The 11,610-nt window shown below is 72.0% G+C and carries 9 protein-coding genes; 6 read left to right on the plus strand and 3 right to left on the minus strand.

The window, feature by feature from the left end:
- The first annotated feature begins 206 nt into the window (after positions 1-206).
- Positions 207-1,832 carry a protein kinase domain-containing protein gene (locus ACSMX9_RS13755; RefSeq protein WP_445402614.1) on the plus strand — a complete coding sequence of 542 codons (1,626 nt, stop codon included), beginning with the start codon at positions 207-209 and terminating at the stop codon, positions 1,830-1,832.
- A 63-nt stretch (positions 1,833-1,895) separates the two neighbouring features.
- Here ACSMX9_RS13755 and ACSMX9_RS13760 read toward each other — a convergent pair whose 3' ends face one another.
- From ACSMX9_RS13760 to ACSMX9_RS13770, 3 genes are all read right to left on the minus strand, one after another.
- Entirely contained in the window at positions 1,896-2,438 is a 543-nt protein-coding gene (locus ACSMX9_RS13760) for a bacterial proteasome activator family protein (RefSeq protein WP_351243755.1), read from the minus strand.
- A 99-nt stretch (positions 2,439-2,537) separates the two neighbouring features.
- Positions 2,538-3,245, minus strand: a complete 708-nt coding sequence (locus tag ACSMX9_RS13765; RefSeq protein ID WP_445402615.1) for a hypothetical protein — start codon at positions 3,243-3,245, stop codon at positions 2,538-2,540.
- A 98-nt stretch (positions 3,246-3,343) separates the two neighbouring features.
- The gene (locus ACSMX9_RS13770) at positions 3,344-4,321 is read right to left on the minus strand and encodes an NAD(P)H-quinone oxidoreductase (RefSeq protein WP_445402616.1); all 978 of its coding nucleotides are present in this window, start codon (positions 4,319-4,321) and stop codon (positions 3,344-3,346) included.
- 114 nt (positions 4,322-4,435) lie between these two features.
- Here ACSMX9_RS13770 and ACSMX9_RS13775 point away from each other — a divergent pair, with 114 nt between their 5' ends.
- From ACSMX9_RS13775 to ACSMX9_RS13795, 5 genes are all read left to right on the plus strand, one after another.
- The gene (locus tag ACSMX9_RS13775; RefSeq protein ID WP_445402617.1) at positions 4,436-4,855 is read left to right on the plus strand and encodes a hypothetical protein; all 420 of its coding nucleotides are present in this window, start codon (positions 4,436-4,438) and stop codon (positions 4,853-4,855) included.
- Positions 4,845-5,501, plus strand: a complete 657-nt coding sequence (locus tag ACSMX9_RS13780) for a hypothetical protein (RefSeq protein WP_445402618.1) — start codon at positions 4,845-4,847, stop codon at positions 5,499-5,501. The genes ACSMX9_RS13775 and ACSMX9_RS13780 overlap by 11 nt, the downstream gene beginning before the upstream one ends.
- 2 nt (positions 5,502-5,503) lie before the next feature.
- A complete protein-coding gene (locus tag ACSMX9_RS13785; protein ID WP_445402619.1) occupies positions 5,504-10,267 on the plus strand; it encodes a putative T7SS-secreted protein in 4,764 nt (1,587 codons plus the stop codon).
- A gap of 13 nt (positions 10,268-10,280) precedes the next feature.
- Complete coding sequence (locus ACSMX9_RS13790; protein ID WP_445402620.1) at positions 10,281-11,051, plus strand: hypothetical protein; 771 nt, start codon at positions 10,281-10,283, stop codon at positions 11,049-11,051.
- 166 nt (positions 11,052-11,217) lie between these two features.
- The gene (locus tag ACSMX9_RS13795; protein WP_445402621.1) at positions 11,218-11,607 is read left to right on the plus strand and encodes a hypothetical protein; all 390 of its coding nucleotides are present in this window, start codon (positions 11,218-11,220) and stop codon (positions 11,605-11,607) included.
- Positions 11,608-11,610 lie beyond the last annotated feature (3 nt).

An 11,610-nucleotide genomic window follows, 5' to 3' on the forward strand; every position in this document is an offset into this window, starting at 1 on the left:
CCGCGATAGGGGCAAATCCGTGGGCGCCCGGTGAAGGCTCCGTCACGCTTGCGCGACGCTTCGTTCGCGTACGGTCACGGAACGGGCATCGAACTTGACGTGTCGGTGGCCTCCGGCAGACTTGGCCGGGAATCGCACCATCGATACACCACGTGTGGGGGGCCGGGACGACCGTCACCCGCCCGTGCCTCTGGGGGACGCAGACCATGAGCCAGGACGGCGCGCAGGGCCGCTACACGGGGCGATCGGTCGGCGGGGGGCGCTACCAGCTGCGGGACCTGCTCGGCGAGGGCGGCATGGCCTCCGTCCACCTGGCGTACGACTCGGTGCTCGACCGGCAGGTCGCCGTCAAGACCCTGCACACCGAACTCGGCCGTGAGCCCGCGTTCCGCGAGCGGTTCCGGCGCGAGGCGCAGTCCGTGGCGAAGCTCACCCACACCAACATCGTCTCGGTCTTCGACACCGGCGAGGACGAGCTGAACGGCAGCGCCACCCCGTTCATCGTCATGGAGTACGTCGAGGGCCGGCCGCTGGGCTCGGTGCTGGAGTCCGACGTCCGGCAGTTCGGCGCGATGCCCAACGACCAGGCCCTCCAGGTCACCGCGGACGTCCTCGCCGCCCTGGAGATCAGCCACGAGATGGGGCTGGTCCACCGGGACATCAAGCCGGGCAACGTCATGATCACCAAGCGCGGCGTGGTGAAGGTGATGGACTTCGGCATCGCCCGGGCCATGCAGTCCGGGGTCACCTCGATGACCCAGACCGGCATGGTCGTCGGCACCCCCCAGTACCTGTCCCCGGAACAGGCGCTCGGCCGGGCCGTCGACGCCCGCTCCGACCTGTACTCGGTGGGGATCATGCTGTTCCAGCTGGTCACCGGGCGACTTCCGTTCGAGGCGGACTCGGCGCTCGCCATCGCCTACGCCCACGTCCAGGAACACGCGGTCGCCCCGTCGAGCATCAACCGGTCGGTGCCCCCGGCGGTGGACGCCCTGGTGGCCCGTGCGCTGCGGAAGAACCCGAACGAGCGGTTCCCCAGCGCGGAGGCGATGCGCGAGGAGTGCCTGCGGGTCGCCCGCTCGCTCCAGCCCGCGGCGCCCAGCATCGTGGCCGGCGCCCCGACCGCCAGCGGCGCCGGCGTCGCCTCGGCCGTCTTCCCGCCCGTCGACCAGCAGACCGCCGCCCCGCCGCCCGGCCCGGTGCACACGCCGTACCAGCAGCCGCAGCCCGGCCCCTACGGCCCGCCGACCCCGTCCCCCGGACCGGGCTACGGCTACCCGCAGCAGGGCTACCCGACCCCGACCGGGTACCCGCAGCAGCAGCCGGGCCAGCCCACCGCCTACGGGATGCCCCCGCAGCCCGGGCCGCCGGCCACCGGCAAGCGCAAGCCCACCCGCAAGCGGGCGCTCCTGTACTCCCTGCCCCTGCTGATCGCCGGCGCCGTGGTCTTCGCCAACAGCCTCATCAAGAACAACGGCGAGGAGCCGGCCGAAGCCGAGCGCACCCCCAGCGCCTCCGCGCCCGCGAAGGTCGAGGGCTACCGGGGTCCCGACACCACCAAGACCATCAAGACCACCGAGTGCACCGAGCCGGAGACCGCGTACGACGACGAGAACAAGGTCGAGATGCCGGACTTCGTGCTCCGGCACATCAGCTCGGTGAAGGAGTGCCTCCAGGCCGCCGGGTGGCGCTTCGAGGAGACCGAACTCAACGAGAACACCTACGGCGACGGGGCCGTGATGAAGCAGTTCCCCCAGGCGAACACCTCCTTCGACCCCGAGGACCCGCCGACCATCCAGCTCGACGTCTCCACCGGCAAGCCCGCGTCCTAGCCCCGGAACGGGTGGGGGGCACGGCGGTCGACCGCCGTGCCCCCCGCCCGTTCCGTCGGACCCCTACAGGTACGGGCCTCCGGTGCGGCCACCGGGGTGGACGTGGTCCTCGTCGCCACCGACGCCCGGGGGCAGCGCCCGACGCATCTGCTCCAACTGGGCGCGGGCCGCCATCTGCTGGGCGAACAGGGTGGTCTGGATGCCGTGGAACAACCCCTCCAGCCAGCCCACCAGCTGCGCCTGCGCGATCCGCAGCTCCGCGTCGCTCGGGGTGGCCTCGTCGGTGAAGGGCAGCGACAGCCGCTCCAGCTCGTCCACCAGCTCCGGGGCGAGACCGTCCTCCAGCTCCTTCACCGAGCTGGCGTGGATCTCCTTGAGCCGCTGCCGGCTCGCGTCGTCGAGGGGAGCGGCCCGCACCTCCTCAAGGAGCTGCTTGATCATGCTGCCGATGCGCATGACCTTCGCGGGCTGCTCCACCATCTCCGTCACCGGGACCTCGCGGGAGTCCTCGTCCGGGCCGGCGCCGCCGCCGAGCGCCATGCCGTCCTGGCCCACGACCAGGACCTGGGGGCTCTCCTGCGACCGTTCGTTCCTCGGCATCTCCATGCGCTCATTGTCGCGCACCGCGCCGCGGTGCGGGGTGCTGCCCCCGGATCCCGGTCGACTTCCGTCCGCGTCCCGTCCGCCCGGACGGGACGCACCCGCTCACCACCGGCGCAACCGCCACCCCAGGTACCCGAGGCCCAGCCCCATCAGCAGCAGCCCGCTGCCCAGCGAGAGGACCTGCGAACGCGGGTCCCGGGGAGCGGCGGGGTGCGGCACCGCCCCGTCCGCGGCCTGCTCGACGGCCTTGCCGCCGCCCGCCTCGGTGTCCACCCCCGGCGCCGCGTCGTCCTCGGCGGCACCGCCGTCCGGAACCGTCGCCCGCCCCGACCCGCGCTCCGGTGCGACGGGCCCGGTGGCCCTCGGGGCCGGGGTGGCGGAGCCCTCCCCGCCGGGCCCGGAGGGCTCCGCCGGGCGGCCGGGGCGCAGCCGGCCCTCGCCCGCGCGGCTCCCGGCCCGGGACTCGGCGGGGTCGGGGCGTCCCTCGACGGGGTCGGGCCCCGGGGAGGAGGGGAGGGACGAGGGCCCCGGCCCCGGGTCGTCCGGGCGGGCCGGGGCCGGGGCGCCCGGTACGGGCGGGGCCGGCACCACCGGTCCGCCCGGGGAGGCGGAGGGCACGGCGGCGGGGGGCCGTCGGGTCGGGGAGGCCGGGGCCGTGACCACGAGGGAGGGCACGGCGGTCGCCGGAGGCGGGACCGCCACGGCGGAGGTCGGGGACCGCCCGGGCCCCGGGTCGGGGGGAGCCAGCAGCAACGCGGTCAGGGCGAGGCCCGTTCCGACCCCGCCGAACGCACCCAGCAACGCAGCCACCGCGACCGCCCTCCGGACCGAACCGTCCCCGCGGCCACCCTCGCACCCCGGGCCGCACCCGGCACCTCCAGCGCCGCCGTCCGGGGGACGCCCCTCCCCTACGCGGTCAGCAGCACCTTCCCGACGTTGCCGCCCTCCTCCAGCACCCGGTGGCCGAGGGCCGCGTCCCGCATCGGAACGCTCCGGTCGACGACCGGCCGCACCCGCCCGGAGGCGACCAGCGGCCAGACGTGCTCCCGGACCTCGGCGACGATCGCCGCCTTCTCCGCCCCGGGACGGCCGCGCAGCGAGGTCGCCACCACCGCGGCCCGCTTGGCCAGCAGGGCGCCGATGTCCAGTTCGGCCCGGGTGCCGCCCTGCATCCCGATGATGACGAGCCGTCCGTTCTCGGCCAGCGCCCGGACGTTCCGGTCCAGGTACTTCGCGCCGACGATGTCGAGGACCACGTCCGCGCCCGCCCCGTCGGTGGCCCGCCGGACCTCCTCGACGAAGTCCTGTTCCCGGTAGTCGATCAGCAGGTCGGCGCCGAGCCCGGCGCAGCGGCGCAGCTTCTCGGGGGAGCCGGCGGTGACGGCGACCCGGGCACCGACCGCCTTGGCCAACTGGATGGCCAGGGTGCCGATGCCGCTGCCGCCGCCGTGGAGGAGGACGGTCTCGGCGGGCCGCAACCGGGCGACCATGAACAGGTTGGACCACACCGTGCAGGCCACCTCGGGCAGGGCCGCCGCCTCCACCAGGGACACCCCCGCGGGCTTGGGCAGCAGTTGCCCCACCGGCACCGCGACCCGCTCCGCGTAGCCGCCGCCCGAGAGCAGGGCGCACACCTCGTCCCCCACCGACCAGCCCGCCACCCCGGGACCCAGTGCGGCGACCCGCCCGGAGCACTCCAACCCGGGGTACGGCGACGCCCCGGGCGGCGGGTCGTACAGGCCGCGGCGTTGCAGCAGGTCGGCCCGGTTGACCGCGCTGGCGACCACCTCGACCAGGACTTCCCCCTCGCGCGGGGCGGGCTCGGGCACGTCCGCCCACCGGAGGACCTCGGGCGCGCCGGGGGCCGGGATCGTGATTGCCTTCATGCCCACCACGCTACCCAGCGGGGGGCGCGGGGCGGGGCGGCGGCCGGGAACCCTGCGCGCCGCCGAGGCGTCCCTCCCACGGACGACGGGCCGGCCCGGAGGGGGGATGGTGTGGTGGAGCAGCCGAGGACAGCGCTCGCCGAACGGATCGCGGAGCGGAGGAGGGGTCTCGGTGACCCGCGCGCGTTGGTCGGTGAGATGCGGCGCTCGATCCTCCTGGTGCCGACGGCCGGTGGAGGGCTCTGGTCGACGCGGTCGGGCGGGGTGCGGTGGATCTGCGGGTTCACCGACGAGACCGCCTTGGCCCGCTTCGCGCTGCGCCACGCGTCCGGTGGACGGCCCGTGGAGTACGCCGCGTTGCGGGGCGCGCGGATCGTGGACGAGGTGGTGCCGTCCTTGGGAGAGCCCGCCGGGCTGGCGGTGGACATCGCGACCGAGGACGGGTCGATGTTCTTCCCGCCGGTGGTCGGCGTCGTCGGGGACGGTGCGGCCGTGGACGTCGAGGCGGAGGAGGAGCACGGGAATGGCCGGTGACGGGGCGGACCTGCGGTTCGACAAGGCGTCCGTCGCGAAGTTCACGCAGGGCGTGGGCGCGACGATCGACGGGCTCGGCGAACTCGGCGGGGCCACGGGTTCGGTGATGGGCAAGGGCTTCTCGGAGTTGTCGATGACCGGGATGGAGGTCGGCCATCACGGCCTGTCGGCCGACTTCGAGGACTTCTGCGAGCGCTGGGAGTGGGGCGTGCGGGCCTTGGTCGCCGATGCCAGCGCGCTCGCGAACCGCCTGGGCCTGGCCGCGGGCACCCAGTGGGAACACGACAGTTACGTGGAGGGAGCGTTGAAGGTGGGCGTCAACTCCGTGATGGGCGGCAGTCCGTACGCCTCGGAGGAGGACATCGCCCGGCAGGACTGGGGCGAGGTGTTCACGCCGGACGCCCTGGAGCCGGAGTGGAGCGGGCAGTCGTGGGAGCGGGCCGGTCAGGAGATGGGGCAGACCTGGCAGGACACCGGCCGCACCGTCCTCACCGAGGGCCGGGGCGGGCAGCAGGCGGAGGCGCTCAAGGACGCCTTCGGCGTGTCCGACGGGCAGTGGGAGCGGGGGCTGGACGACGCCTTCGGCCCCTCGCCCCAGGAACGCGCCCGGCAGGCCGAGCAACCGGGTGAGTCCGGGGGGAACTGACCATGGGTGTGGGCGACTTCCTCAGTGACATCACGCCCGACTCGATCGAGAACGCGGTCGAGGACGGTGCGGAGTGGGTCGGCAACCGGGTGGAGGACGCAGGGAACTGGACCGCCGACCGCCTGGACGACGTCGGTTGGGAATCCGGTTCGGAGTGGGTGCGGGAGCAGTCCCGCTCCGTCGCCAACCGGATGGGCGCCGAGGTCGACGAGATGGACCTCGGGCAGACCGAGGACAAGACCAAGCTGGTCCACGGCAGTGCCGCCGAGATCCGCTCCACGGCCACGAAGCTCCGCGCCTTCCGCGCCGCGTTCGACGACGCCGGCGAAGGGCTCAGGGGCCTGAAGTCCACCGAACTGAAGGGCGAGGCGGCCGAGGCGCTGCGGACCGCGGTGAGCACCCAGCCGCCCAAGTGGTTCGCCGGGGCCGACGCGTGCGAGAAGGCCGCGGCCGCGATGGAGGGCTTCGCCGGCACGGTCACCTGGGCACAGGGGCGGGCACAGGTGGCGATCGACAAGTGGAAGGAAGGCACCGCGGCCTCCCGGGACGCCGCGGACGCCCACCGCAAGAAGGTCGACGACTACAACAGGGCGGCCGACCGCTACAACGCCCGGCCCGCCGACCAGCGCGACCCGTCCACCCTGCCGCCGTGCCCTGCTCCGACCTTCGACGACCCGGGCAAGAAGCTGATGCAGGACGCCCAGGACATCCTCGCCGAAGCCCGCAAGCAGCGGAACACGGCCGCGGAGACGGCGCGTACCGCGGTCCGCGCCGCCCGGGACCTGGCTCCCGCGAAACCCTCCTACGCACAGCAGGCGGGCGACGGGTTCCAGGAACTGCAGATCATGCGGGAGCACGTCGGCAGCGGCCTGATCAAGGGCACCGCGGGACTGCTGAACTTCGTCCGCGGGATCAACCCCCTGGACCCGTACAACATCACGCACCCCGCCGAGTACGCGACCAACCTCAACAGCCTGGCCGCCGGGGTGGTGATCGCCGCCAACGACCCGGTGGGCACGGGCAAGCAGATGATCAGCGACTTCATGCGGGACCCCTACGAGGGCTTCGGCCGGCTGCTGCCGGACGTCGCGCTGACCGCGGCCACCGCCGGCGGCGGCGCCGCGGTCAAGGCGGTGCGCGTCGCCGAGAACGCCGCCGACGCCGCGAAGGCGCGCAAGCTGGTCGACGACGACCCCGACGGCGCCCACAACACCGCGGACGGCGACCGCAAGAAGGGCGGCGACCCGGTCGACCTCGCCACCGGCCGGATGTTCCTCCCCCAGACCGACGTCGCGCTGCCGGGCATCCTGCCGCTGGTCTTCACCCGCCGCACCGAGTCCGGTTGCGCGGTGGGCCGCTTCCTGGGGCCCGCCTGGACCTCCACCGTCGACGAGCGGCTGGAGATCGACGCGCTCGGTGTCCTGCACGTGACCGCCGAAGGACTCCTGATCCCGTACCCGCACCCCGTGCCGGGCGCTCCCACGGAGCCGGCGACGGGCGGCGCCCGCACCCTGTTGGCCCGTGACGCCGACGGCCACTACACGGTCACCGCCGCCGACAGCGGCCTCACCTTCCACTTCACCGCCCCGACCGAAGGCGAACCGGGGGAGGACGGCCGCGCCTGGCTCTCCGGCATCACCGAGCGGAACGGCCACTCCCTCACCGTCGACCGCACCGACAGCGGTGTGCCGACCGCGCTGGTCCACTCGGCGGGCCACCACCTGAAGCTGTCCGTCACCGACGGGCTGATATCCGGTCTGTCCCTGGTCGGTGCCGGTGAGGCCGGCGCCGACCTCCCCCTGATGAGCTACGGGTACACGAACGGCGACCTCACCACCGTCACCAAGCCGTCCGGGGCCACCACCACCTTCGTCTACGACGACCGCCGTCGGGTCACCGCCTGGATCGACTCCAACGACAGCCGTTACGACTACCTCTACGACGACCGCGATCGCGTCGTGGCGGAGGGCGGCGAGGCCGGCCACGTCCAGATCGCCCTGGCCTACACCGATCCGGACCCGGAGACCGGCCACCACACCACCACCCTCACCACCGCGTCCGGGCACACGACCCGGCACCTGTTCGGCCCCCGCTGCCGTCTGCTGGCGCTCACCGACCCGCTGGGCCACACCACCCGGTTCACCTACGACCCGCGCGGCAATCCCCTGAGCCGCACGGACCCCCTGGGCAACACCACGTCCTTCTCCTACGACGAGGACGGCCGGCTCGTCTCCGCCACCCGCCCCGACGGCAGCGAACTGCGGACCGTGCGCGGCCCGTTCGGGCTTCCGGTGGAGGTCCACGGCCCGGACGGCACCCGGACGGTCCACACGTACGACGAACGCGGCAACCGCACGACCGTCACCGATCCGGCGGGCGCCACCACCCGTCACGCCTACGACGACGCCGGCCGACTCACCTCCGTCACCGACGCCCTCGGGGCCACGACGCACGTGGTGTGCGACGCGTCGGGGCTGCCCCGGGCAGTGACCGACCCGTCCGGAGGCGTCACCCGCACGGACCGCGACGCCCTCGGCCGCCCGGTCCGGACCACCGACCCGACGGGAGGGGTCACCCACTTCGCGTGGAACGCCGACGGCCAACTCGCCCGGCGCACCGCACCCGACGGCACGACCGAGGCGTGGACCTACGACGGCGAGGGCAACTGCCTCACCCACACCGACGCCTCCGGTGGCGTCTCCTGCTTCGAGTACACCCACTTCGACCTGCCCCTGGCCCGCACCGGGCCGGACGGCGTCCGCTACGAGTTCGAGCACGACGCGGACCTCCAGCTCACCCGCGTCACCAATCCACAGGGGCTGACCTGGGACTACACGTACGACGGCGCCGGCAACACCGTCTCCGAAACCGACTTCGACGGACGCACCCTCACCTACCGCATGGACGCCGCCGGCCGGCTCGCCGCGCGCACCGACGCGCTCGGCGGCACCATCGCGTTCGAACGGGACCGGCTCGGCCAGGTGGTCCGCAAGGACGTCGACGGCCGGGTGACGACCTACGCCCACGACCGTGCCGGACGTCTGCTGGAGGCGGTCGGGCCCGACGGCGAACTCCGCTACCAGTACGACCGCCGGGGCAACGTCAAGACCGAACTCGTCGACGGGCGTGCCACCGTCTACGCCTACGACGCCCTGGGCCGCCGCACCCGCCGCACCACCCCCACCGGTCACGTCACGTCCTACGCCTACGACCCCGGCGGTCGGCCCGGGCGCCTGACCACCGGCGGGCACGGCATCGACTTCACCCACGACGCCGCCGGCCGGGAACTCACCCGCACCGTCGGCGGCACGATCACCCTGTCCTCGACCTGGGACGAGGCCGGACGCCTGGCCGAACACCGCATCAGCGCCGGGGCGCGCACCCTCAACAGCCGTTCCTACGCCTACCGTGCCGACGGCCACCTGCTCTCCGTGGCGGACCGACTCTCCGGCACCCGCACCTTCGACCTCGACCGGACCGGACGGATCACCGCCGTCCACGCCGAGGGCTGGACGGAGCGGTACGCCTACGACGCGGCCGGCAACCAGACCAGCGCGTCCTGGCCGTCCCGCCACCCTGGCCACGAAGCCACCGGCGAGCGCGCCTACACCGGCACCACGATCACCCGGGCCGGGGGCGTCCGCTTCGAACACGACGCCCTCGGCCGGGTCACCCTGCGCCAGAAGACCCGGCTCTCCCGCAAGCCCGACACCTGGCGCTACGCATGGGACACGGAGAACCGCCTCACCTCCGTGACCACCCCCGACGGCACCCGCTGGCGATACCGCTACGACCCCCTCGGCCGCCGCACCGCCAAACAACGCCTGGCCGCCGACGGCGAGAGCGTGACCGAGGAGATCCGGTTCACCTGGGACGGCCTCACCCTGTGCGAACAGACCGGCCACCAGCCCGGACAGCCTCACACCGTCGCCCTCACCTGGGACCACCGGGACCTCGTCCCCCTCGCCCAGACCGAGCGCATCCTCACCGCCGACGACCGGCAACAGGAGATCGACCGCCGGTTCTTCGCCATCGCCACCGACCTCATCGGCACCCCCACCGAACTGGTCGACGAATCCGGCGACATCGCCTGGCGGACCCGCTCCACCCTCTGGGGCACCACCGCCTGGGCCCGCGACAGCAGCACCTACACCCCGCTGCGCTTCCCCGGCCAGTACTACGACCCCGAAACCGGCCTCCACTACAACCACTTCCGCCACTACGACCCCGAAACCGGCCGCTACACCTCCCCGGACCCCCTCGGCCTGGCCCCGGCGCCGAATCCGGTCGCCTATGTGGACAACCCGCACAGCGGGTGCGATCCGCACGGGCTCATGCCCAAGTACACGAGGGAGGAAAGGGCTCAACAACGGACCCTGAAAGCAGTGGACGAGATCATCGAGAGGGCGGCGGACGGAAATTTCCGGAAACATCGCGATTACCATGGGGACACTAGGCACGGCTTCACGGATGAGCGAGTACTGGAAGTCCTGAAGAATCCGGATGCTGTCTACCTTTCGACGGGATCGGCGGGAAGACTACTCTTCCGACAGGGTGAAGACTTGGTCGTTACCGAAGGAGTCGGCTCCAGATCCGGTCAGGCCATCACAGCGTACGGACCATCAGGAATCAAGGGCGAATCCGGCGCGACAGCGCTCGGAGGTAATCCCACAGACCCCGGGGCACCCATCACTCACGACGATGTCGTGAGTGGCAGGATTCCAACCAAGGATGGCTTCATGGCCTCTGGTAAGCAGATCAGGTAAGGCGGCATCATCCATGAGATTGACTTTTGACGACGACTGGCATGCGACGGTTACGGATGAACCGCTGCATCTTGCGCCTCGTTTCTTCGGCACGTCCATCCATGTCGTCAGATACGCAAACGTGGTAGAGCGGGATCAGTTCTTCCGGGACACCTTCGGCAGCCAGGAATCCCTGTCCGATTTTCGGGACATCCTCAGGTTCTCCCCAACCAGCCGAAAACTCGTTGGGTTCGAGTTCCAAGTGCTGGAGAATTCCGCCACTGTTGAGGAATCCAAACGGGTTCCCACCGTGCCCACGGTGCGCCCGGGCGGCCTCCTCGCAGAGGAGATACAGGACTTTCGACAAAATCCCGCTACGGTGCTCTGCCGTGCTCCGGGAGACACGGAGCTGACCTGTCTGCGCGATCTCGATGTTCTGGACGAGCCCTTGCAGGCTCGTATCGGCATCGCCCCCGACGTGGCCCTCCTCGTCCAGCACAACAGTGTCGTCGGCTGGAGCATTGCCGACCCCGCGAGGTATCTGACGAACCCGCACGCCGATCCCGACCCGGCGCCGCCGTCCATCAGCATCCGTCGGTTGTTCACCGAGTGCATGAACCTGATCACCACACCACTGATCTACGAGGTAATGGACGGTGAACCAGCAGCCTCGGCCCGTCTTCGAGCCGTCAATGAAGCCCTGCACGATCAGCGCGGGGACCGGCACCGGGCGGACACACTCCTGGAGATCATCTCCTCCCTGGTCGATATCTACCTCGACGAGCCCAGCGAGGGGAATCCGTGAGCAACCGGCCCGGGCTCAGCCACGACTGCACGGTTCCCGGAGTGCAGATCAGATGAGGTATTGATGATCAGTAACCTATTGCTCGACGGCGGCTGGCGTGCCACGCACGGTGACGGGCCACCCTCTCACCTTCACCCCTCGCTTCACGGGTGATTCGGTGTGCCTCGTGGACTACGCGAACGTGAAGGAGCGAGAACGCTCCGCCCTGGACACCTTCGGCAGCCAACACTGGTTGTGGGACACACCCGACGTCTTCCGGTTCGACCGGACCGCCCGGATGTTGGTCGGCGCCGAACTCCAGTTGCCGTACGCCTCTGCGTACGGCGAGACCTCCGATCGACTTCCCTCCCTGCCTCCCGTGCGCCCCGGCGGGCTGCGCGCGGACGAAGTCCGGGACTTCCGGCACGAGATGTGCACCGTGGTGTGCCGCGGGCCCGATGACTCCGTGCTGATCAACCTGCGCGACCTCGCCGTCCTCGACGAGCCCTTGCAGGCCCGCGTCGGCATCGCCCCCGACGTGGCGCTCCTCGTCCAGCACGACACCGTCGTCGGCTAGAGC

It is taken from the genome of Streptomyces sp. LE64 (assembly GCF_052606915.1).

What these genes read in the sequence shown, in the direction of transcription:
- ACSMX9_RS13790 (WP_445402620.1), top strand. Translation starts at nt 10,281, where the DNA reads ATGAGATTGACTTTTGACGACGACTGGCATGCGACGGTTACGGATGAA.
- ACSMX9_RS13785 (WP_445402619.1), top strand. Translation starts at nt 5,504, where the DNA reads ATGGGTGTGGGCGACTTCCTCAGTGACATCACGCCCGACTCGATCGAG.
- ACSMX9_RS13760 (WP_351243755.1), bottom strand. Translation starts at nt 2,438, where the DNA reads ATGGAGATGCCGAGGAACGAACGGTCGCAGGAGAGCCCCCAGGTCCTG.
- ACSMX9_RS13755 (WP_445402614.1), top strand. Translation starts at nt 207, where the DNA reads ATGAGCCAGGACGGCGCGCAGGGCCGCTACACGGGGCGATCGGTCGGC.
- ACSMX9_RS13780 (WP_445402618.1), top strand. Translation starts at nt 4,845, where the DNA reads ATGGCCGGTGACGGGGCGGACCTGCGGTTCGACAAGGCGTCCGTCGCG.
- ACSMX9_RS13770 (WP_445402616.1), bottom strand. Translation starts at nt 4,321, where the DNA reads ATGAAGGCAATCACGATCCCGGCCCCCGGCGCGCCCGAGGTCCTCCGG.